The sequence below is a fragment of the Bradyrhizobium sp. SOJA106 genome, assembly GCF_059448745.1.
In genome coordinates, this window is sequence record NZ_CM182549.1 from 885,434 (window position 1) to 907,426 (window position 21,993).

22 protein-coding genes are annotated in these 21,993 nt (G+C 65.0%); 18 read left to right on the forward strand and 4 right to left on the reverse strand.

The window, feature by feature from the left end; translation table 11 throughout:
- Window positions 1-2 precede the first annotated feature (2 nt).
- The 11 genes from AC5V87_RS04110 (at window position 3) to AC5V87_RS04160 (ending at window position 11,325) form a co-directional block, all read left to right on the forward strand.
- Window positions 3-905, forward strand: a complete 903-nt coding sequence (locus AC5V87_RS04110; protein WP_495370089.1) for an ABC transporter permease — start codon at window positions 3-5, stop codon at window positions 903-905.
- A gap of 195 nt (window positions 906-1,100) precedes the next feature.
- On the forward strand, window positions 1,101-2,162 hold the full coding sequence (locus AC5V87_RS04115; RefSeq protein ID WP_456841231.1) for an ABC transporter ATP-binding protein: 1,062 nt from the start codon (window positions 1,101-1,103) through the stop codon (window positions 2,160-2,162).
- Complete coding sequence (locus AC5V87_RS04120; RefSeq protein WP_456841230.1) at window positions 2,159-2,356, forward strand: hypothetical protein; 198 nt, start codon at window positions 2,159-2,161, stop codon at window positions 2,354-2,356. Before AC5V87_RS04115 ends, AC5V87_RS04120 begins: the two co-directional genes overlap by 4 nt.
- The gene (locus tag AC5V87_RS04125) at window positions 2,353-3,768 is read left to right on the forward strand and encodes an amidase (protein WP_495370090.1); all 1,416 of its coding nucleotides are present in this window, start codon (window positions 2,353-2,355) and stop codon (window positions 3,766-3,768) included. Before AC5V87_RS04120 ends, AC5V87_RS04125 begins: the two co-directional genes overlap by 4 nt.
- A complete protein-coding gene (locus AC5V87_RS04130; protein ID WP_495370091.1) occupies window positions 3,765-4,733 on the forward strand; it encodes an ABC transporter ATP-binding protein in 969 nt (322 codons plus the stop codon). The genes AC5V87_RS04125 and AC5V87_RS04130 overlap by 4 nt, the downstream gene beginning before the upstream one ends.
- 246 nt (window positions 4,734-4,979) lie before the next feature.
- Complete coding sequence (locus tag AC5V87_RS04135) at window positions 4,980-5,249, forward strand: GlsB/YeaQ/YmgE family stress response membrane protein (RefSeq protein WP_495370092.1); 270 nt, start codon at window positions 4,980-4,982, stop codon at window positions 5,247-5,249.
- Window positions 5,250-5,501: 252 nt separating this feature from the next.
- Window positions 5,502-7,247, forward strand: coding sequence for a type I secretion system permease/ATPase (locus tag AC5V87_RS04140; protein ID WP_495370093.1), 1,746 nt, complete (start codon window positions 5,502-5,504; stop codon window positions 7,245-7,247).
- The gene (locus tag AC5V87_RS04145; protein ID WP_456841226.1) at window positions 7,244-8,578 is read left to right on the forward strand and encodes an HlyD family type I secretion periplasmic adaptor subunit; all 1,335 of its coding nucleotides are present in this window, start codon (window positions 7,244-7,246) and stop codon (window positions 8,576-8,578) included. The genes AC5V87_RS04140 and AC5V87_RS04145 overlap by 4 nt, the downstream gene beginning before the upstream one ends.
- Before the next feature lie 159 nt (window positions 8,579-8,737).
- Window positions 8,738-10,207: an AMP nucleosidase gene (locus AC5V87_RS04150; RefSeq protein WP_456841225.1), complete on the forward strand. Its 1,470-nt coding sequence runs from the start codon at window positions 8,738-8,740 to the stop codon at window positions 10,205-10,207.
- A gap of 121 nt (window positions 10,208-10,328) precedes the next feature.
- Window positions 10,329-10,943, forward strand: a complete 615-nt coding sequence (locus tag AC5V87_RS04155; protein WP_495370094.1) for a tetratricopeptide repeat protein — start codon at window positions 10,329-10,331, stop codon at window positions 10,941-10,943.
- Window positions 10,944-11,049: 106 nt separating this feature from the next.
- On the forward strand, window positions 11,050-11,325 hold the full coding sequence (locus tag AC5V87_RS04160) for a DUF1488 family protein (RefSeq protein WP_456841223.1): 276 nt from the start codon (window positions 11,050-11,052) through the stop codon (window positions 11,323-11,325).
- A 149-nt stretch (window positions 11,326-11,474) separates the two neighbouring features.
- Here the strand turns inward: AC5V87_RS04160 and AC5V87_RS04165 are convergent, their stop codons facing one another.
- On the reverse strand, window positions 11,475-11,957 hold the full coding sequence (locus AC5V87_RS04165; protein ID WP_495370095.1) for a CinA family protein: 483 nt from the start codon (window positions 11,955-11,957) through the stop codon (window positions 11,475-11,477).
- 143 nt (window positions 11,958-12,100) lie between these two features.
- On the opposite strand from AC5V87_RS04165, the gene AC5V87_RS04170 reads away from it, so the two are divergent.
- From AC5V87_RS04170 to AC5V87_RS04180, 3 genes are read left to right on the forward strand one after another with little or no spacing between them, the layout of a single operon-like run.
- The gene (locus AC5V87_RS04170; RefSeq protein ID WP_456841222.1) at window positions 12,101-13,159 is read left to right on the forward strand and encodes an amidohydrolase family protein; all 1,059 of its coding nucleotides are present in this window, start codon (window positions 12,101-12,103) and stop codon (window positions 13,157-13,159) included.
- 25 nt (window positions 13,160-13,184) lie between these two features.
- Window positions 13,185-14,297, forward strand: a complete 1,113-nt coding sequence (locus AC5V87_RS04175; protein WP_495370096.1) for an amidohydrolase family protein — start codon at window positions 13,185-13,187, stop codon at window positions 14,295-14,297.
- Window positions 14,298-14,346: 49 nt separating this feature from the next.
- A complete protein-coding gene (locus AC5V87_RS04180) occupies window positions 14,347-14,760 on the forward strand; it encodes a Rieske (2Fe-2S) protein (protein WP_456841220.1) in 414 nt (137 codons plus the stop codon).
- A 215-nt stretch (window positions 14,761-14,975) separates the two neighbouring features.
- On the opposite strand, the gene AC5V87_RS04185 is transcribed toward AC5V87_RS04180, so the two are convergent.
- Window positions 14,976-15,875, reverse strand: coding sequence for a transcriptional regulator GcvA (locus AC5V87_RS04185; protein WP_456841219.1), 900 nt, complete (start codon window positions 15,873-15,875; stop codon window positions 14,976-14,978).
- Between the two features lie 110 nt (window positions 15,876-15,985).
- Here AC5V87_RS04185 and AC5V87_RS04190 point away from each other — a divergent pair, with 110 nt between their 5' ends.
- The gene (locus AC5V87_RS04190) at window positions 15,986-16,189 is read left to right on the forward strand and encodes a DUF1127 domain-containing protein (RefSeq protein WP_495370097.1); all 204 of its coding nucleotides are present in this window, start codon (window positions 15,986-15,988) and stop codon (window positions 16,187-16,189) included.
- Between the two features lie 68 nt (window positions 16,190-16,257).
- Window positions 16,258-16,881: a GNAT family N-acetyltransferase gene (locus tag AC5V87_RS04195; protein WP_456841217.1), complete on the forward strand. Its 624-nt coding sequence runs from the start codon at window positions 16,258-16,260 to the stop codon at window positions 16,879-16,881.
- Between the two features lie 113 nt (window positions 16,882-16,994).
- Here the strand turns inward: AC5V87_RS04195 and AC5V87_RS04200 are convergent, their stop codons facing one another.
- Window positions 16,995-17,825: an enoyl-CoA hydratase gene (locus AC5V87_RS04200; RefSeq protein WP_495370098.1), complete on the reverse strand. Its 831-nt coding sequence runs from the start codon at window positions 17,823-17,825 to the stop codon at window positions 16,995-16,997.
- Between the two features lie 133 nt (window positions 17,826-17,958).
- Window positions 17,959-18,660 carry an SDR family NAD(P)-dependent oxidoreductase gene (locus AC5V87_RS04205; RefSeq protein WP_495370099.1) on the reverse strand — a complete coding sequence of 234 codons (702 nt, stop codon included), beginning with the start codon at window positions 18,658-18,660 and terminating at the stop codon, window positions 17,959-17,961.
- A gap of 246 nt (window positions 18,661-18,906) precedes the next feature.
- Here AC5V87_RS04205 and AC5V87_RS04210 point away from each other — a divergent pair, with 246 nt between their 5' ends.
- Together AC5V87_RS04210 and AC5V87_RS04215 are read left to right on the forward strand one after the other, a co-directional pair.
- The gene (locus AC5V87_RS04210) at window positions 18,907-20,691 is read left to right on the forward strand and encodes an acyl-CoA dehydrogenase family protein (protein WP_495370100.1); all 1,785 of its coding nucleotides are present in this window, start codon (window positions 18,907-18,909) and stop codon (window positions 20,689-20,691) included.
- A 77-nt stretch (window positions 20,692-20,768) separates the two neighbouring features.
- Window positions 20,769-21,857, forward strand: a complete 1,089-nt coding sequence (locus AC5V87_RS04215) for a Zn-dependent alcohol dehydrogenase (RefSeq protein WP_495370101.1) — start codon at window positions 20,769-20,771, stop codon at window positions 21,855-21,857.
- The last annotated feature ends 136 nt before the right edge of the window (window positions 21,858-21,993 follow it).

A 21,993-nucleotide genomic window follows, 5' to 3' on the forward strand; every position in this document is an offset into this window, starting at 1 on the left:
CAATGAGCGAGCTTCCGTTGTCCGCCACTGCCGACGCCGCGCTGCAGGCCGCGCCCGCGAGCAAGGCGCGCGGCTATTGGGCGACCGTCGGCCGCCGCATCACGCGCGACAAGGTCAGCATGGCCTGCGCGCTGGTGCTGCTGCTGATCTTTCTCTCGGCGATCCTCGCTCCATGGCTCGGTCTCGAAGACCCCTATAAGGGCTCGATGATCCGCCGCCTGCGCCACATCGGCACGGTCGGCTACCCGCTCGGCACCGACGAGCTCGGCCGCGACATGCTCGCGCGGCTGATCTATGGCGGGCGGCTATCGCTGGTGATCGGCATCCTGCCGGTGATCCTCGCGTTCTGCTTCGGCACCTCGCTCGGCATCATTGCCGGCTATGTCGGCGGCAAGCTCAACACCGCGATCATGCGCACGGTCGACGTGTTCTACGCCTTCCCCTCGGTGCTGCTGGCGATCGCGATCTCGGGCGCGCTGGGGGCCGGCATCCTCAACTCCATCGTCGCGCTCACCATCGTGTTCGTGCCGCAGATCACCCGCGTCGCCGAAAGCGTCACGACAGGCGTGCGCAACATGGATTTCGTCGAGGCCGCGCGGGCCTCCGGCGCCGGCGCCTTCACCATCATGCGCGTGCACATCCTCGGCAACGTGCTCGGCGCGATCTTCGTCTACGCCACCAGCCTCATCTCGGTCTCGATGATTTTGGCGGCCGGTCTCTCCTTCCTCGGCCTCGGCACAAAACCGCCGGAGCCGGAATGGGGCCTGATGCTGAACACGCTGCGCACCGCGATCTATGTCAATCCCTGGGTGGCCGCGCTGCCCGGCGCGATGATCTTCGCGGTCTCGATCTGCTTCAACCTGCTCTCGGACGGCCTGCGCAGCGCCATGGACATCAGGAACTGAGATGATCACGCAGATGGACAATGGCGCGGCACGGAAGGTCGTCATGCCCGGGCTTGTCCCGGGCATCCACGTTCTTCTTTCCGCGTGGCAAGGCGTGGATGGCCGGGACAAGCCCGGCCATGACGGCGTGCAGGCTTTGGCGCAGAGCACGTGCGATTGTCCTGTTTCGATGGGGAGAGGTGGGAGACCGCAGCCATGACCGACGCCACAACCTCCGTTGAAATGCTCGAGCCGGTCGAGGATCGCGGCGGCGTCGCGCAGCCATTGCTCCAGGTCAATGGCCTCACAAAACACTTCCCCGTGCGCGGCGGGCTGTTCGCAGCAAAGCGCACCGTGCGCGCCGTCGACAACGTCTCCTTCGCCGTTGCCAAGGGAGAGACCGTCGGCATCGTCGGCGAATCCGGTTGCGGCAAGTCCACCACGGCGCGGCTCCTGATGCATCTGATGCCGCGCGATACCGGCGACATCATCTATGACGGCATGACCGTCGGCCAGTCGCTGAGCTTGCGCGAGCTGCGCCGCGGCATGCAGATGGTGTTCCAGGATTCCTACGCCTCGCTCAATCCGCGCCTGACGATCGAGGAATCCATCGCCTTCGGCCCCAAGGTGCACGGCATGGCCGACGGCGCGGCGCGCACCCTCGCGCGTGAGCTGCTCGGCAAGGTCGGCCTGCGCCCGGAAAACTTCGCCAGCCGCTATCCGCACGAGATCTCCGGCGGCCAGCGCCAGCGCGTCAACATCGCCCGTGCTCTGGCGCTCTCGCCGCGACTTGTCATTCTGGACGAAGCCGTCTCCGCGCTCGACAAATCGGTCGAGGCGCAGGTGCTCAATCTGCTCGCCGATCTCAAGCGCGAGTTCGGACTGACCTATCTCTTCATCAGTCACGACCTCAACGTCGTCCGCTACATCTCGGATCGCGTGCTGGTGATGTATCTCGGCGAGGTCGTCGAGCTCGGCCCGGTCGACCAGGTCTGGGACAATCCGGCGCATCCCTATACGCGCGCGCTGCTCGCGGCGATGCCGTCGTCTGATCCGGATCGCCGCACCGAGAGGCCGCCGATCACGGGCGATCCACCCAATCCGATCGATCCGCCCCCCGGCTGCCGCTTCCACACCCGTTGTCCGTTTGCGGAGCCGCTCTGCGCAAATGCGACACCAAAGCTCTCCGCGCTCGATAAGATGGGCCATGAGGCCGCGTGCTACATGGCGATTCCGGGTTCAGGCCATAGCCGCGCGCCAAGAGGGGAAACGACATGACAAGACCGACACCGAAAGAGATCAAGCCGATCGCGCAGATCGCCGGCATCCCCGTGGATGACGAAATCGCGGTTCGCATCTCAAATTCCATCGGGCCTGCCTTCGAAGGCTTTGAGGCCATCGCCGGCACGCTGCCCTTCGACCTCGAGCCCGCGCTCTATCCGATCGCGCAGACGCAGAAGGTGTCGAAATGAGCACTGAGCCTGCCTTGATGACGCTCACCGAGGTCGCGCGCGCGATCGCGATGAAGCGGCTATCCTCGCACGAGGTGACGCGCGCGTTGCTGCACCGAATCGCGCGGTGGCAGCCGCATCTCAATGCCTTCATGTCGATTGACGCCGAAGCCGCGCTGAAGGCGGCTGAGGCCGCCGACGCCGAGCTCGCCAAGGGCGATGTCCGCGGTCCGCTGCATGGCGTTCCGCTCGCGCACAAGGACATGTACTACGACGCCGGCCATGTCGCGACCTGCGGCTCGCTGATCCGCCGCGATTTCGTGCCGACCGTGACCTCCACCGCCTTGCAGCGGCTGAAGGATGCCGGCCAGGTTCGCCTCGGCACGCTGCACCTTGCCGAGTTCGCCTATGGCCCGACCGGCCACAACGCCCATTACGGCCCGGTGCGTAATCCCTGGAACGTCGCCCATATCACCGGCGGCTCGTCCTCGGGATCCGGATCGGCCGTCGCGGCGCGTTTGACCTATGCGGCGCTGGGCTCGGACACCGGCGGCTCGATCCGCATGCCCGCGCATTTCTGCGGCGTCACCGGCCTCAAGACCACCGTCGGCCGCGTCAGCCGCGCCGGCGCGATGCCGCTGTCGCAATCGCTCGACACGGTCGGCCCGCTCGCCCGCACCGCGGAGGATTGCGCGCTGCTGCTGGCGCTCATGGCCGGCGCGGACTCCGCGGATTCCACCTGCAGCCACGAGCCGCTGTCCGACTATGTCGGCGCGACCAAGGGCTCGCTGAAAGGTCTCAAGATCGGTGTCCCTTCGTCGTTCTATGTCGACGATCTCGACGCCGAGGTCGCGCGCGTGCTGGACGAGACCATCGCGGTGCTCAAGCGCGAGGGCGCCGACATCGTCAAGGTCGAGCTGCCGGACCAGCGGCAATTGTCCGCGGCGAGCCAGCTCGTGCTCGCAGCGGAAGCGGCCGCCTTCCACAAGCGCTGGATGATCGAGCGTCCCCAGGATTACGGCGCGCAGGTGTTGATGCGGCTTCAGAACGGTCTCGCCGTTCCCGCCATCACCTATCTCGAAGCGATGCGCTGGCGCGGCCCGGCGCTGGCGGCGCACAACGCAGCGACATCGGGCGTCGATGCGGTCATCGCGCCGGCTTCCCCGATCCCGGCGCCGACGATCGAGGAGAGCGATGTCGGCGGCGGCCCGAATGCGCCGGCACTGTTGCAGCGGCTGACGCTGTTCACCCGCCCGGTGAACTTCTTGGGCCTGCCGTCGCTCACTGTGCCGTCGGGCTTCACCAAAATCGGCCTGCCGGTCGGCATGCAGCTGATCGGCCGCTCTTTCGATGAAGCCACCCTGCTCACCATCGGCGCCGCCTTCCAACGCGCCACCGACTATCACGATCGATTGCCGAAACTGCCGTCATGACAAACCTCGTCGAGATCTCAGGCCTCAACATCCGCTTCACCGGCGAGCGGACGATCTATGCCGTGAACGATCTCAATCTCTCGCTCGGCAACAGTGAGGTGCTGGGCCTGCTCGGCGAGTCCGGTTCGGGCAAAAGCGTGACGCTGCGTGCGCTGATGCGGCTGTTGCCGAAGAAGCGCACGCAGATCATGGGCACCGTGAACGTCATGGGGCGCGACGTGCTCGCCATGAACGATGAGGAGCTGTCGTCGTTCCGCGGCCAGACGGTGTCGATGATCTTTCAGGAGCCGGCACTGGCGCTCGATCCGGTCTACACCATCGGCGCGCAGATCGCCGAAAGCGTGGTGCGCCACGAGGGCAAGAGCTTTGCGGAAGGGCGCGCGCGTGCGCTCGAAATGCTCGATGTCGTCCGCATTCCCTCGGCAAGACGCCGGCTCGATGCCTATCCGCACGAGATGTCCGGCGGCATGCGCCAGCGCGCCATGATCGCGCTCGCGCTGGCCTGCCGGCCCAGGATTCTGTTGGCGGACGAGCCGACCACCGCGCTCGATGCCACCGTGCAGATCCAGATTCTCTTGCTGCTGCGCGAGCTGCAGCGCGAGTTCGGCATGTCCGTCATCTTCGTCACCCACGATATCGGCGTCGCCATCGAAATCTGCGACCGCGTCGCGGTGATGTATGCCGGCCAGATCGTGGAGCAGGGGACGCTTCGCGATATCGTCCGCAGCCCCGTGCACCCTTATGCCAAGGGCCTGCTCGCCTCCACCATCCACGGCGCCAAACGTGGCCAGAGGCTCGAAACCATCCCCGGCACCCCGCCGTCGCTGGCCGAAAAGCCCCACAACTGCTCCTTCGCCCCCCGCTGCAAGCTCGCCGAGCCGCGCTGCCTGGAGCAGCTGCCGGCGAATGTGGAGGTCGGGCCGGGGCGGGCGGCGAGGTGCGTGCTGGCGGAGCCGGTTTCTTAGCTGTTGGCCAGTTCTCGCCCGGCTGTCGGCCGCACTCCCTCGCCCGCTTATTCAAAATTCCTCCACGACAACACCGGCTTGTCACACTCCACCCCGCACCGAGTGCCAGCGCGGCTCCTACTGTGCATGGGGTTGTTTTCGATATTTTGTTTTCGCAGCCGCAACCGGGACTTGGGGAACAGCATTCAGACCACATTCATCCCGGTTCCCGTTCCATGCGGGCATCCACGGAGAGGGACTTAACCGATGTACATTTCCAACGAAGGCCTGCTTGTCATCCTGTTCGTCGGTCTGGTGGCGGGCTGGCTCGCCGGCAAGGTGGTGCGCGGAACCGGGTTCGGCATCGTCGGCGACATCGTGGTCGGCATCGCCGGTGCGCTGGTGGCGAGCTTCCTGTTTCCCAAGCTAGGCATTCGCCTCGGGACCGGCCTCGTATCCGAGATCGTCTATTCCGCCATCGGAGCGGTGATCCTGCTGCTGGTCGTCCGCCTGGTACGTGGCGGCGGCAGATTGTAGCCGCCCCAGTTTGGAACTTTCCGCCTCTCGCAGCGCTGGGGAGGGACGGAAACATCTGCTATAAAAAGCCGCAAAGCCTGTGAAATACCGGACTTGCACGCGGGGCCGTCAGGGGTAGATGTGGCCCATCGGGGCCCTGGATTAACTCGGCCGCCCTGGTTGCAGAGAGAACACGATGTTAATCCCGGTCGAGTACCCCTGAACCTGTGAAATGAGGGGCTTCGCCCTCTTACCCGGAAAGAGATCAGACTGATGGCAGCCGTACCTGGCGTCCGCCGTTCAGAACTCGGTGACGCCTTGCGCGCGTGTCGCACGGCGTTCGTCGGCGTCGGCTTGATGAGCTGCATGATCAACCTGCTCTATCTGACCGGGTCGATCTTCATGCTGGAGGTCTACGACCGGGTGCTGCCGAGCCGCAGCATCCCGACCCTGGTCGGCCTGATCATCCTCGCCAGCTTCCTCTACATGGCGCAGGGCGTGCTCGACATGATCCGCAACCGCATCCTAGGGCGGATCGGCACCGCGCTGGACGAGGCCCTGAATAAGCGCGTGTTCGACACCATCGTGCGCCTGCCGCTGCTGGTCGGCAGCCGCAACGAGGGCCTGCAGCCGCTGCGCGACCTCGACAATGTCCGCTCCTTCCTCGGCGGCATGGGCCCGAGCGCGTTCTTCGATCTGCCCTGGCTGCCGCTCTATCTCGCCATCTGCTTCGCCTTCCATGTCATGATCGGCGTCACCGCCCTGGTCGGCGCCATCATCCTGGTCGGGTTGACGCTGGTCACCGAATTCCTGTCCCGTCAGCCGGCGAAGGAGGCGATGGGCCTCGCCGCCCAGCGCAACGATCTCGCCGCCGCCAGCCGCCGCAATGCCGAAGTCATGGTGTCGATGGGCATGGCCGGCCGCATGAACCAGCGCTGGAGCGAGACCAACCAAAAATATCTCGCCGGCAATCAGCGCGCGAGCGACGTCGCCGGCGGGCTCGGCGCGGTCGCCAAGGTGCTGCGCATGATGCTGCAATCGGCCGTGCTCGCGGTCGGCGCCTATCTCGTCATCCACCAGGAGGCGACCGCCGGCATCATCATCGCCGGCTCGATCCTATCGGCCCGCGCGCTCGCGCCGGTCGATCTCGCCATCGCACACTGGAAATCCTTCGTCGCGGCCCGCCAGAGCTGGCAGCGCCTCACGCGCCTGCTCGAGCAGATGCCGGCCCAGGCGATACCGACCCAGCTGCAGGCGCCCACCAGCCGCCTCTCGGTCGAAGGCGTTGCCATGGTGCCGCCAGGCGACCAGCGCCTGATCGTGCAGGACGTCACCTTCGCCCTCCAGGCCGGTAACGGCCTCGGCGTGATCGGGCCGAGCGGCTCCGGCAAATCCTCGCTGATCCGTGCCCTGGTCGGCGTCTGGCAGCCGGTGCGTGGGAAGGTGCGGCTCGATGGCGCGGCGCTCGACCAATGGTCGTCCGACGCGCTCGGCCGTCACATCGGCTATCTGCCGCAGGACGTCGAGCTGTTCGGTGGCACCATCGCGCAGAACATCTGCCGGTTCGATCCCGAGGCGACGTCCGACGCCATCATCGCCGCGGCCAAGGAGGCCGGCGTGCACGAGATGATCATCAAGATGCGCGAGGGCTACAACACGCAAGTCGGCGAGCAGGGCGCTGCGCTGTCCGCTGGCCAGGCGCAGCGCGTTGCGCTGGCGCGCGCGCTCTACGGCAATCCGTTCCTGGTCGTGCTCGACGAGCCCAACTCCAATCTCGACACTGAAGGCGACGAGGCGCTGACGCGCGCCATCCGTGCCGCACGCGAGCGCGGTGCCATCGTCATCGTGGTGGCGCACCGCCCGATCGGCGTCGAGGCGGTCGACCAGATCCTGGTGCTGCGCGACGGCCGCATGCAGGCCTTCGGCCCGAAGGAGCAGGTGCTCGCCCAAGTGCTCCAGCCGCGCGCGGTGCCGTCGGCACCGATCAAGGTCGTCAGCGAAGGTGGGGCCAAAGCATGAGCACGATGGCCATTGGCGGGACAAAGTCCGCTGCGACGAACACCGTGCGGCAGTCGATCAGATTCCACCTGATCCTCGGGCTCAGCATCGTGCTGGTGCTCGTGCTCGGCCTCGGCGGCTGGGCATCCACGGTGCTGATCTCGGGCGCGCTGATCGCGCCGGGCCAGATCGTGGTCGAATCCAACGTCAAGAAGGTGCAGCACCCGACCGGCGGCGTGGTCGGCGAGTTGCGCGCCCGCGACGGCGACGTTGTCAAGGCCGGCGACATCGTGGTGCGGCTCGATGACACCGTGACCAAGGCGAACCTCGCCATCGTCACCAAGAATCTGGACGCCGCGCAGGCACGCACGGCGCGACTGCAGGCCGAGCAGCGCGGCATCGACAAGATCGAGTTTCCGCAATCGTTGCTCGATCGCGCCGACGATCCCGACGTCAAGGCGCTGCTCTCCGCCGAGACCAAGCTGTTCGACGTCCGCGTCAACGGCCGCGCCGGCCAGAAGGCGCAGCTCCGCGAGCGCGTCCTGCAGCTCAACGAGGAGATCGAGGGACTCCAGGCGCAGGAGAAAGCCAAGGACAAGGAAATCGCCCTGGTGCAGCAGGAGCTCACCGGCGTGCGCGATCTCTACGAGAAGCGCCTGGTGCAGATCTCGCGCCTGACCACGCTCGAGCGCGACAGCGCCCGCCTCAATGGCGAGCGCGCGCAGTACATCGCTTCGCGGGCGCAGGCCAAGGGCAAGATCACCGAGACCGAGCTCCAGATCATCCAGGTCGACAAGGACATGGTGAGCGAGGTCTCCAAGGATTTGCGCGAGACCAACGACAAGATCGGCGAGCTGATCGAGCGCAAGGTCGCCGCCGAGGACCAGCTCCGCCGTGTCGACATCCGCGCCCCGCAGGACGGCATGGTGCTGCAATCGACGGTGCACACCGTCGGCGGCGTCGTCACCGCCGGCGACACGTTGATGCTGATCGTGCCGCAGGCCGACGATCTCCAGGTCGAGGCCAAGGTCAATCCGGTCGACATCGACAAGCTCCAGATCGGCCAGAAGACGCTGCTGCGCCTCTCCGCCTTCAACCAGCGCACCACGCCGGAGCTCAACGGCGTCGTCAGCCGCGTCTCTCCCGACGTCACTACCGACCAGCGCACCGGCCAGAGCTACTACACCATCCGCGTTTCGATGCCGGCCGAAGAGGTCGCCCGCCTCGGCGACGTCAAGCTGATCCCCGGCATGCCTGTCGAAGCCTTCGTCCAGACCGGCGACCGCACCATGCTGTCCTATCTGATGAAGCCGCTGCACGATCAGCTGATGCGGGCGTTCCGCGAGAAGTGACGCGCTAAGATCAAGGGTGGGCAAAGGCGCAACGCGCCGTGCCCACCACCTTTCACGTTTCGATAGAAAGACGTGGGCACGCTTTCGCTTTGCCCACCCTACGGCACCGCCTTCTTTGCTATAGTTCGACTCGAGCACTAGCAACCCGGCGGTCGAACCATGCAATCTCCCCCCACCATCGCCACCGAATCCTTCTCCGACGCGTCTGCGGCCGTCGCCCGGCTCGAAGAGATCTACGAGCGCAACACAAAATTCCTGCGCGACCGGTTCGAGGCCTACGTCAATGGCGAAGCCGTCACGACGCGGGTGCGGGCCTATTATCCCTTCGTCCGCGTCACCACCGCGACGCATGCGCGGCTGGATTCGCGTCTCTCCTATGGCTTCGTCGCCGGCCCCGGCGTGCACGAGACCAGCGTGACGCGGCCGGATCTGTTTCGCGCCTATCTCACCGAGCAGATCGGACTTTTGATCCAGAACCACGGCGTGCCCGTCGAGATCGGCGAATCCGCCGAGCCGATCCCGATCCACTTCGCCTATCGCCGCGACATCAACATCGAGGCCGCTATCACCACCAGCGAGAACTCGCCCGTGGCGCGATCGCTGCGCGATGCGTTCGACGTGCCTGATCTCGCCACCATGGACGATTCCATCGCCGACGGCACCTTCGAGCTCCAGCCCGGCGCGCCCGAGCCGCTGTCGCTGTTCCGCGCCGCGCGCGTCGATTACTCGCTGCGCCGGCTATATCACTACACCGGCACCGATCCCGAGCATTTCCAGAACTTCGTGATCTTCACCAACTACCAGTTCTATGTCGATGCCTTCGCGCAGCTCTGCCAGCAACGGCTCCAGTCGGGCGAGGCGGGCCTCGACTCCTTCGTCGCGCCGGGCAATGTGATCATGCAGAATGGCGGTGCGACCAGCGGAACTGCGCCGGTGCGTGCGCCGCAGATGCCGGCCTTCCATCTTGTCGCGTCGGGCTATCGCGGCATCACACTGATCAACATCGGCACAGGCCCGTCTAACGCCCGCAATGTCACCGACCATGTCGCCGTGCTGCGGCCGCACGCCTGGTTGATGCTCGGCCATTGCGCGGGCCTGCGCAACACGCAGCGGCTCGGCGACTACGTGCTCGCCCATGGCTATGTGCGCGAGGACCATGTGCTCGACCGCGAGTTGCCGCTCTGGGTGCCGATCCCGGCACTCGCCGAGATGCAGGTCGCGCTCGAACAAGCGGTCGAGGATGTCACCGGCCTCGAAGGTTTTGAGCTCAAGCGCCTGATGCGCACCGGCACGGTGGCGAGCGTCGACAACCGCAATTGGGAGATCTCCGGCCGCGACGTGATCCGTCGCCTGTCGCAATCGCGCGCGGTCGCGCTCGACATGGAATCGGCCGCGATCGCCGCCAACGGCTACCGCTTCCGCGTCCCCTACGGCACGCTGCTCTGTGTCTCCGACAAGCCGCTGCATGGCGAGATCAAGCTCGCCGGCATGGCCAGTGAATTCTACCGCCGCCGCGTCGGCCAGCATCTCGAGATCGGCCTGAAGGCGCTGGAGCGGCTGAAGCAGCAGGAATCCGAGCGGCTGCATTCGCGAAAGCTCCGCAGCTTCGCCGAAGTCGCGTTCCAGTAAAGGACAACAGACCTGCCGTACGAACGCTGACGTCTCCGTGAGCACGACGCCCTGGAATATCGCTGCCGAGACAGGGTTATCACCTCGTCCGGGGCCGCTCGAAACAGGACTGGAGACCGAGATGTTCACGACGATGATCAGGCTCGTCGCGCTGGGTACGTTTGCGGCAGCATTGTTGAACGCGCCGGCCTTGGCCGCCGGCGGAGGCGGGGGTGGCGGCGGCGGTGGCGGCATCAGCTCCTCCGATCCCTACGCCGGCGCCTATTCGGATCAGAAACCGCAGCCGACCTATCCGAAGCGCCCCGGCAGCAGAGCAACGCAGAAGGGCAAGAAGCCAAGCAATCAATCCAGCATCGGCGATCCCGCATTCGCGGCCGGCTATCGCGTCGCCTATGACACCATCTACGAGCGCAACGACTATGCGGCCGCGATTGCGCAATTGAGGTCGCTCGGCCATGACGACCATCCGAACGTCGCCAACCTCATCGGCTACTCCTATCGCAAGCTCGGCGATTACGAGCAGTCGCAGGTCTGGTACCAGCGTGCGCTCAAGGCCGACCCGAACGACGTGCTGACCTGGCAGTACTATGGACTCTGGCAGCTCGAGCAGGGCAATCGCGAGCAGGCGATGTATCATCTGAGCCGGATTGCTGCCATTTGCGGAACCGATTGCGAGGAGTACAAATCCCTGGCTGCGGCGCTGGAGAAGCCGACCGGCACGGCGCTCGTGTATTGAACGCGCGGTGTGGGTTGGCTGCGAAGCGCAACCCCACTCCAGGGCAGGTGACAAGTCGTCAAAATTTCAGCATTGTCCCGCGCGGGGCGCGACCCGGGACGACTTGATGCCACTCATGCGCGACAGAATCATCGGCCATGATCTCGAACGGCTGGCCTTTCGCTTCACGATGATGCGTGACGACGAGGTCGTGCAGTGCCAGATCTCTGACGCGGCGATGGACGAGCTCGCGGGCATGCAAGGCACCGAAAGCAGCGCGCGCCAGGCGCAGTTCCTGTCGCTCCGCGACACCATCGAGCGGATCGCGTCGGACATTTACGACGAAGCGCCGCGGGTGCCCGGCTATGTGGTGCGGATTTTCATGCGGCATTTGGGGAGGTAGTGTCTGCCCGCCCACCGCTGTCATGCCCCGGCTTTGACCGGGGCATCCAGTACTCCGAGGCCTATCGATTCCATCACAGGCGCTGCGGAGTACTGGATCGCCCGCCTTCGCGTGAGACTGTGCCCGACTCGCTCACATGGTTCAGCGACTTACTCCCCCAGCTTTCTCAGCAACAACTGCAGCGCCGTCGCAGCGAATACTTGCATGTTCGCAAACCGGTCGTTGCTATTAGTTTCCAGCGTCATTACCTCGGCCGCAGGTCCGGCGACCGCCATGCAGCTATGGCCGGCGGCGTCGCCGTAGCGGTTGCCGGTGGGGCCGGCTGCGCCGGTCTCGGAGAGGCCCCAGTCGGAGTTGAAGCGACTGCGCATCCGTTCGGCGAGCAGCTTTGCGTAGGGCTCCGACGAGGAACGAAAGCCCTTCATTCCCTCATCCGAAATATCCATCAGCACGCGCCTCGCATCGCGGGTGTAGACCACGGCGCCACCGAGGAAATAGGCGGAGGCGCCGGGCACCGCGAGCAGGCTCGCCGCGATCAGGCCGCCGGCGGAGGATTCGGCGACCGCAATGGTCTGTTTGCACGCGATCAGTTTGGCTGCGACTTGTTCCGCAATGCCGACGAGCTCTTTCATCCCAATACCCCTTATGCCTTCGCAACTGAGCCCAGCCTTCCTAGCATATGACAGAAGCCTTGGCCGAGTTGCGGGCGGCGGGCAGGCCTGCTTGAATGGCAGACAGAAGAGAGAAGACGAGGAAACGTGAGAAGGGAGACGTCATGACGTCCCTGATCGCCGGCGGGGTGGATTGCGATGTGCATCCGGCCGTGCCGCATCTGACCAGCCTACTGCCGTACCTGAACGACTATTGGCGCGATCAGGTGACGACGCGCGGCATGGTCGATCTCGTCTCGCAATCCTACCCGAAGAACTCGCCGATCGTGGGGCGGCCCGATTGGCGACCTGAGAAGGGAAAACCGGGTGAGAGCCTGGACGACATGCAGCGCCATGTGCTCGATCCCTTCCAGCTCAAGCTCGCGATCTGCAATCCGCTCTATGGCGTGCAGATGGTGTTTTCCGAGGACATGCAGGCCGCCTTCTGCCGCGCGCTGAACGATTGGCTCGTCAAGGAGTGGCTCGATCGCGATTCGCGGCTGCGCGGCGCGATCGTGATCCCGACGCAAAGCATCGAGAAATCAGTCGCCGAGATCGAGCGCTGCGCGCCCGACAAGCGCTTCGTGCAGGTGCTGATGCTCGTGATGGGCGACACCCCGCTCGGCAAGCGCGCGCTGTGGCCGATCTACGAGGTCGCTGAGCGGCTGGAACTTGCCATCGGCATTCACGCCGGTTCCGCCTATCACAATCCGCCGACGGCGGTGGGCTGGGGGTCCTATCACATCGAAGACTATGTCGGTCAGGCCCAGGCATTCCAGACCCAGCTCACCAGCCTGATTGTCGAAGGCGTGTTCGCAAAGTATCCGCGGCTGAAAATGGTGATGCTGGAATCCGGGATCTCCTGGATCGCGCCCTATCTCTGGCGCCTGCACAAGTTCTGGCGCGGGGTGCGAATGGAGACGCCCTGGGTCGATCGCGCGCCATCGGAGATTGTGCGCAGCAACATCCGTTTCTCGTTACAGCCTTTTGATGCGCCGCCGGAACCTGAGACATTAATTCGCCTGTTTGATCATATGCAGTCCGACGAATTGGTCCTATTCTCCACGGACTATCCGCACTGGCAGTTCGACGGCCAGGACGCGCTGCCCGAGGGTCTTTCCCCCGATCTCGTGCACAAGATTATGATCGACAATCCGTATGCAACTTTTCCCCGCCTGACCTGAGCCCGCTGCCATAGGAGGCAAGGCGATGAATATCCAGTTCCGCGAGAGCCAAGAAGCCGCTTCCCCCCTGACAACGAAATCCGCGATCGCGGACTGTGACATCCATCCGGCCCGCGCCACCCGCACCGAGCTCTATCCCTATCTCGCCAAACGCTGGCAGCATCATCTCGAAATCTACGGCGTCCATGCCTATCAGGGCATGATGGAAGGCCCGCCCTATCCGAAGGCCCAGCCCAACGCCTCGCGCCGCGACGCCTATCCGCCGGAAGGCGGCCCGCAGGGCTCGTCGCTCTCCTTCATGCAAAAGCAGCTGCTCGATCCCAACAATGTCCAGCTCGGCGTGCTCAATCCGCTCAACACCGGGCAGGGCATCCGCAATCACGAGCTGTCGGCTGCGCTGTGCTCGGCGATCAACGACTGGCAGATCGACAAATGGACCAGCAAGGACAAGCGGCTGAAGGCGTCCATCGTCGTCGGCAATGAGGACGGCCTGTCGGCCGCCGCCGAGATCCGCGAGCGCGCCGGCGACAAGAATTTCGTGCAGGTGCTGCTGCTGAGCCGCAACGTCGAGCCGCTCGGCCAGCGCCGCTATTGGCCGATCTATCAGGCCGCGGAAGAGGCCGGCCTTCCCGTCGGCGTGCACGCCTTCGGCTTCGGCGGCAACCCGATCACGCCGTCCGGCTGGCCGTCTTATTACATCGAGGAGATGGTCGGCCACTCGCAGTGCCAGCAATCGGCGCTGGCGAGCCTCGTGCTCGAAGGCGTGTTCGAGCGCTTCCCGAAATTGAAGATGGTGATGATCGAGGCCGGCTTCGGCTGGGCGCCGTCGCTGGCGTGGCGGCTCGACAAGGCCTGGCAGCGCCTGCGCAGCGAGGTGCCGCATGTGAAGCGGCCGCCGTCGGAATATATCCGCGAGCAGGTGTGGTGGACGACGCAGCCGATGGAGGATCCGGAGCGGCGCGAGGATCTGTTCGACGTCATCAAATGGATCGGCTGGGACCGGCTGCTGTTTGCGACCGACTATCCGCATTGGGACTATGACGAGCCGTCGCGGGTGCTGCCGGCGGGCGTGAGCGAAGCCAATCGCGAGGCGTTCTATTTCGGTAATGCTAAGAAGCTCTACGGGATCGCCGCATGATCCGAAAAAGTGTGAAGCGGTTTTTCGATCAGATCATGCGGAAGACATAATGGCGCGGCATGTGATCGCCGCGGTCGATGAGCTTCCGCCCGGCACGCGAAAATTTCTGGAGATCGATGGTCGGCCGATCGCGGTCTTCAACATCAAGGGCGAGTATTTCGGCCTGATGAACCGCTGCCCGCATCAGGGCGCAGCGCTGTGCGAAGGGCCGCTGATCGGCCTCGCGCAGTCCAAAGATCCCGGCGAGATCGAATACACCAAGCTCGGCGAGATCATCCGCTGCCCCTGGCATGGCTGGGAGTTCGACATCCGCACCGGCCAGTCCTATTGCGATCCCCGCCGCTTCCGCGTGAAGAGCTATCCGGCCCATGTCGAGCCAGGCGCGAGCGTGGTGAAGGGGCCGTACGTGGTGGAGACGATTCCGGTCAAAGTCGAGAGCGACTACGTGGTGGTGGAGTTGTAGCTCTCACTGTCATTCCGGGGCGGTTCGCAGGACCGAACCCGGAATCCCGAGGTTCCGGGTTCGATGCTTCGCATCGCCCCGGAACGACCCGCCATCAAAGCCCCCGCCACCGGATCATATGTCGGCACCGCCTTGCCGCCGCCCGCGATAGACGATCAGCGCGGCGATGATGCCGAGCACAGTCAATTGAATTTGCCGCGGAAGCTGATGATTTTTCAGACTTTATTTTGCGTTGCAGCGACCAGCCATTGGCGGAAGGCAGTCAGCTTCGGCGCCTCGCGGCCGCCCTCCGGCGCGACCAGGTAGAAGCCGGCGTCGGCCGGCAGCGCGATCTTGAAGGGGACGACGAGCCGGCCCTTGGCGATGTCGTCCTGCACGTAGGAGGTCCGCCCCATCGCAACCCCGATGCCATCGATCGCAGCCTGGATGGTCATGAAGATCATGTCGAAGGTGATGCCGGGCTGCCGCGCGATGTCGGCCGGCAGGCCCGCCGCCGTCAGCCACAGCCGCCAGTCGTCGCTGTTGGCGTTGGAGGTGTGCAGCAGCGGATGGTTGCGCAGATCCTCCGGCTGGCGCAGCGGCTTGTCGCCGCGCAGCAGCGAGGGGCTGCACACCGGAAACAGCTCGTCCGCCATCAGCCAGTCCGCACGCAGACCCGGCCATTGGCCGCGGCCATAGCGGATCGCGGCATCGACATTGTCGCGCTGAAAATCGACGAGACTCGTCGATGTCGTGATGCGGACGTCGATGCCGGGGTGCTGCTCCTGGAAATCGGTCAGCCGCGGCAGCAGCCATTTGGCGGCGAGCGAGGCCAAGGTCGAGACCGTAAGCACCTTGTCGTCGTCCTTGCGCAGCAGGCGGTCGGTGGCGAGGCGCAAGTCGTTGAAGGCGGCACGCACGCCAGGCAGGTAGTCGCGCGCCTCCGGCGTCAGCGCCAGCGCGCGGTTCTGCCGGATGAACAGGCGGATGCCGAGCTCCTCCTCGAGCCGCCGGATCTGATGACTGATCGCGGTCTGGGTCACGTTCAGCTCGGCCGCCGCCAAGGTGAAGCTGAGATGGCGCGCAGCGGCCTCGAAGGCCCGCAGTCCGTTCAGCGAGGGCAATCTGGCAGTCATCTGGCAGCAGGATGCATGACGTTATTTCATGCGAAAAGGTACAAATTGTCGTTTGTCGCAGCGCGCTAAGAGGCAGAAACTAGCGCCCAAGTTAGCTCAAGGAGCTGAACATGTCCACTTTGACGCACAATTCGATGATAAATCATCATGCACCCGGTCTGATCCAGCAGGTCAGTGAGACCCTTCACGTCTGGCACGAGCGCTATCGGACCCGGCGCGAGCTCGCCAACTGGACCGCCCGTGACCTTCATGACGTTGGCCTGTCCTGGAGCGACATCGCTTTCGAGGCTGAGAAACCCTTCTGGCGGGCCTGATGGCCGCCAGGCCGGCGCCGCCTGATCAGGGGCGCCGGCGGTCCCTTTGGTCACCTTGGACATGTGTCATGAGCACCCTTGGCCTGGAAGACCTGAAGCAATATTCCGACGTGCTGCGTACCCGGCATGGTGAGCGGCTCAACGTTCGCTTCGTCGAGCCGCGCGACACCGAGGAGCTTCAGCACTATTTCCGCTCGCTCTCGACCCGCTCCCGTTACAACCGCTTCTTCGGCGCGATCAGCGAGTTGCCGAAGGGGCTGTTGCGCGACTTCCTGCAGGTGGGCGAGCGCGAGCGCTTCACCGTGGTCGCGACGATGATGGTCGACGGTTTCGAGACCATTGTCGCCGAAGCTCGCTACGCCTTTCACGCCGAGAGCTCGACGCTCGAGTTCGGCCTGTCGGTCGATGATCGCTGGCACGGCCATGGCGTCGCCACGGCGCTGATGAAGAATCTCGAATGCCGCGCCGCCGCGCTCGGCGCTGAGCACATGTTCGGCGATACGCTGCGCTCCAACGAAACCATGATCTCGCTCGCGCGCAAATCCGGCTTCGGCTTCGTCAATCATCCTGATGATTGGAAGCTGGTGCGCTTCGACAAGGAGATCAACGTCGCGCCGAAGGACATTCCCTGCGCGAGCTGGCGTCTCGCCGCCCTTTCCCGTCAGGCCGGTAGCCCCTCAGCCTCGGCCTGACACCACTCCGAGCCCGGCCTGGCCTAGCCAGCACCGGGCATTTTTTTGCCTTCACTTGGCAGCGTCGTCGGTGAAGTCGGTCGAGGTTGCGACCGAGCGCCAGCTAGCCAGGCCTACTTCCCCGTGAACACCGCTTTCCGCTTCTCGATGAAGGCCTGCACCGCTTCCTTGTGATCGGCGGTCGTGGTCAGGCGGATCAGCCGCTCGGCCTCGTGATCCCTGGCGGTCTCGAAGTCGAACAGCAGGGCTTCGTCGAGATTGTCCTTCATGTAGCGCAGCGCGAGGCGCGGGCCTTCGGCGAGGGACTTTGCCAGCGCGAAAGCCTCAGTCTGCAGCTTGTCATCGGGCACGACTCGGTTGACGAGGCCGATCGTTTCGCAGCGCGCGGCATCGACGCGGTCGCCGGTGAACAGCAGCTCGCGCGCCCGCGCGGTGCCGACGAGGCGGGTGAGGAGCCAGGCGATGCCGTAGTCGCCGCTGAGCGCAATACGCGCATAGCCGGTGGCGACGAAGGCCGTTTGCGCGGCGATGCGGATGTCGCAGGCCATGGCGATGGCGAGACCGGCGCCGACCGCGGGGCCGGGCAGGGCGGCGATGGTCGGCTTGCGCACCGAGACCAGCGCGCCCGTGAGCAGCCGCTGCCGCTCCTGGAGATCGGCGACCTTGTCGTCGAACGACATCTCCAGCTTCTTCGGGTCGCGATGCGCGCCCATGCCCTTGACGTTGCCGCCGGCGCAGAACGCCTCGCCCGCGCCGGTGAGCAGCAGCACGCCGACGTCAGGGCTTTCGCCGCAGGTGCGGATCATCGTCCGCAGCGCCGGCGTCAGCGTGTCCGACAGCGAATTACGCGCCTCGGGACGGTTCAGCGTGATGACGGCGACGCCTTCACGGATGACGCAGAGCAGTTCGTTGGTGCCGGTGTCGATGGTGGTTTCGGTGGTCATGTCGCCTCCCCGTTTTGTTCGTCGTCATTCCGGGGGGATGCGAAGCATCGAACCCGGAATCTCGAGATTCTCAGGTGCGCAAGTGCGCACCATAGTTCGGCTCTTCGAGCCGCCCCGGAATGACAAATTGACCTCAAAACTTCTCTACCCAGGGCCGCAGCTCGATCTCCCAGCTCCAGGCGCTGCGCGGTTGCTGCAAGACGTTCCAATAGCTCTCCGCGATCGCATCGGGATCGAGCATCGAATCCGGCTTGTCTGCAGGCTCAGTCCGCGCTGCGCTGCGGATGCCGCCGTCGATGACGAAATGCGCGACATGGATACCTTGCGGCGACAATTCGCGCGCCATGCTTTGCGCGAGGCCACGCAGCGCGAACTTGCCCATTGCGAACGGCGCGGATTGCGCATAGCCCTTGACGCTGGCGGAGGCGCCCGTGAACAGAATGGCACCGTGCTTGTTCGGCAGCATGCGCCTCGCCGCCTGCTGCGCCACCAGGAAGCCGCCATAGGCGCTGACCGCGATCGCGTTCGCAACGTCGGCCGGCACGAGATCGACGAACGGACCGCGCGAGCGGCCGCTGGCGTTGTAGACGACGAGATCGGGCGTGCCGATCTCGCGCTCGACCAGGCCGAACAGGCGCTCGACTTCGTCGGCCTCGGTCGCGTTGCAGGCATAGGCCTTCGCGCCGGTCTCGGTGCAGAGCGCGCCCAGCTTCTCGATCTTGCGCGCGGCCAGCGCGACGCGGATGCCCTGCTTGGAGAGCAACCGCGCCAGCGAGGCGCTCAGGCCTTCTCCGGCGCCGACGATGAGGGCGATCCTGTATTTCGGGTGTTCCATGGTGTGATCTCTGGCGTGATCTCGCGGGGACGGGAAGCCGCTGATCTATGCATGGTTCGTGCGGACAACCAGCCGGAGCGCCGGTCGGGCTGATCACAATTCCGCAGAGCGAATTGCTCCTTCACGGCGATCATGCCTCCCTGACAATTTGCGGCTTTATCCGTCTTTGCGATGGGAGCATGATCGACATCATCCAAAGCGGCAAGCGTTAAGAATTGCCGCCGGGCGGAAACGAAGAGGACGAGCATGCACAAGCCGGTCACAGCGCAGCCGAAAGATGTCGCGGCCGAGCCATCGGGTCTGCTGGCGCCCGATACCACGGGCATGAATTTCTACCGTGCCGATCCCGCGCTGACGGATCTGTTGCGCATCCATCTGCCGGACAATCTGTTCCGCCACATCGAGCCGCATCTCGACCGCCTCGGCGAACTTGCCGGCGGCCGTCTCGACGAATGCGCGCGGCTGGCCGACCGGCACACGCCCGTGCTGCACCAGCGCGACAAGTTCGGCCGCGACGTTCAATGGATCGAATATCACCCGGCCTATCGCGAGCTGGAGAACGCCGCGTTCGGCGAATTCGGCATCCATGCGCTCTCGATCCGCAAGGGCATCATGGGCTGGCCGGACAAATATCCTGTCGTGGCCAAGCATGCCTTCACCTTCCTGTTCAACCAGACCGAATTCGGCACGGGTTGCCCGATCAACGTCACCGACGGCTGCGCCAAGCTGCTTTCGAATTTCGGCGACGAGGCGCTGAAAGCAAAATATCTCGACGGCCTGACCTCGACCGACATGAGCAAGCTGACGCAGGGCGGCCAGTTCATGACCGAGAAGGAAGGCGGCTCCGACGTTGGCACGCTGACCACGCGCGCCGTGCAAGAGAGCGACCATTGGCGCCTCTATGGCGAGAAATGGTTCTGCTCGAATGCCGATGCCAAAGTCGTGATGCTCTTGGCGCGTCCCGAAGGCGCCGGTCCCGGCACACGCGGTGTCGGCCTGTTCCTGATGCCGCGCTTCCTCGACGATGGTTCGCAGAACCATTATCGGATCGTGCGCCTGAAGGACAAACTCGGCACGCGTTCGATGGCTTCGGGGGAGATCAAGCTCGAAGGCGCGATCGCCTATGCCGTCGGCAAGCTCGACCGTGGCTTCGTGCAGATGGCCGAGATGGTGAACTCCTCGCGGCTCTCCAACGGCGTCAAATCCGCCGCGCTGATGCGCCGCGCCTATCATGACGCCATGACGGTGGCGAAGAACCGTGTGGTGTTCGGCAATCGCATCATCGACCTGCCGCTGGGACGCCGGCAGCTGCTGAAGATCATGCTCCCGGTGGAGCAGGCGCTGTCGATGAGCTTTCTCACCGCCGACGCGCTCGACCGCGCCGAAGCGGGTAGCCAGGATGCCGCGGCCCTGTTGCGCATCCTGACGCCAACCTTGAAATTCCGCGCGACGCGCGATGCGCGCAAGGTCTGCGGCGATGCGCTCGAGATGCGCGGTGGCATCGGCTATATCGAGGAATTCGTCACGCCGCGCCTTTTGCGCGATGCCCATCTCGGCTCGGTCTGGGAAGGCACCGGCAACATCGTCGCCATCGACGCGCTCCGGCGCGCGGTGGGTCGGCACGGCGCTGAATCCGCGCTCGCCGCCGATCTTCATGCGCGCCTCGACGACAGCGCCTCGGTGCCGCAGGCCTGGTGCGACAATCTGCGCGGCTTGGTCGATCGCGCGGTCGGCTTCGCACGCGAGGTCGCGGGCAAGTCGGAGAACGAGGCCGACGCGCGGCGCGCCACCAGCTTGCTCTATCACGTCGCCAGCGCCGTCGCGCTCGCCTGGGAGGCGCACCGCATCCACGCAATGCGCGGCGATGCGCGCCGGTTGCTGCTGTCGCGCCTCGTCATCGACCATCGCGTGACTCCCAGCGATCCGTTCCGGCTGACGGAAAATGCGGCGCAGGCGAAGATCGCAGCGCTGCTGCTGAGTGATCGCGATGCCGGCATGAGCGAGGTTGGCGAACTCGTTCTGGCAGCGTAGGCTCTCCTTTCACCTCTCCCATAGGGAGAGGTGAAGAGTCGACCGCTCAACGAAAAAATAACAACGAGGAAACACCGATGAAGGCCGCCGTCCTCTATGAAGTCAACAAGCCCCTGGTCATCGAGGATGTCAGCCTGCCGAAGCCCGGCCCGCGCGAGGTCCTGATCCGCACCGCGGTCGCCGGCCTCTGCCATTCTGATTTGCACTTCATGGAAGGCCTCTATCCGCATCCGCTGCCGGCGGTACTCGGCCACGAGTCCGCTGGCGTCGTCGAGCAGGTCGGCTCCGACGTCACCTATGTGAAGCCGGGCGATCACGTCGTCACGTGCCTGTCCGTGTTCTGCGGCACCTGCGACAATTGCACCACGGGTCGCACCGTGCTCTGCACCGACGCGACGGTGAAGATGCTGCCGGGCGTCTCCAACCGCATGCAATGGTCGAAGCCGGAGAAGCTGCACCAATTCCTCAATCTCTCCTCCTTCGCCGAGCAGATGCTGGTGCACGAGAACGCCATCGTGAAGATCCGCAAGGACATGCCGCTCGATCTCGCCGCGCTGATCGGCTGCGGCGTCATCACCGGCTACGGCGCGGTGGTGAACACGGCGAAGGTGACGGCCGGCGAGACCGTGGCCGTGATTGGCTGCGGCGGCGTCGGCATGGCCGCAATCAACGGCGCGCAGATTGCCGGTGCGGGTCGCATCATCGCCATCGACACCAATCCCGCAAAGCTCCAGCTCGCGACCAAGCTGGGGGCGACCGACATCATCAACCCGGCGGATGGCGATGTCGTCAAGCAGGTGCGCGATCTCACCAATGGCGGCGTCCAGCATTCCTTCGAGGTGCTCGGCCGCAAGGAAACCGCAGAGCAGGCCTTCGCCATGCTCGCCGCGGGCGGCACCGCCACCATCGTCGGCATGATCCCGTTCGGCCAGAAGATCGAGCTGCACGGTTTCGATTTCCTCAGGGAGCGCCGGATCCAGGGCTCCTCGATGGGCTCCAACCATTTTCGCGTCGACATGCCGCGCCTCGTCGATTTTTACCTGCGCGGCCGGCTGCACCTCGAAGACTGGATCTCCGCCAAGCTGAAGCTCTCCGAGATCAATGAGGGCTTTGCCAACATGAAAGCCGGCAAGACGCTGCGCAGCGTGATCGTGTTTGATAGCTGAGCGTTGAAGCTGGCGCTCGCCAGTGTCACTCCGATACCGGTGTCATCGCGCGGCTCGACCGGACGATCCAGTACTCCGCGGCTGGAGTGGTGCGAACGAACTGCTGCCGCGGCGTCCTGGATGCCGCCGCCTTCGC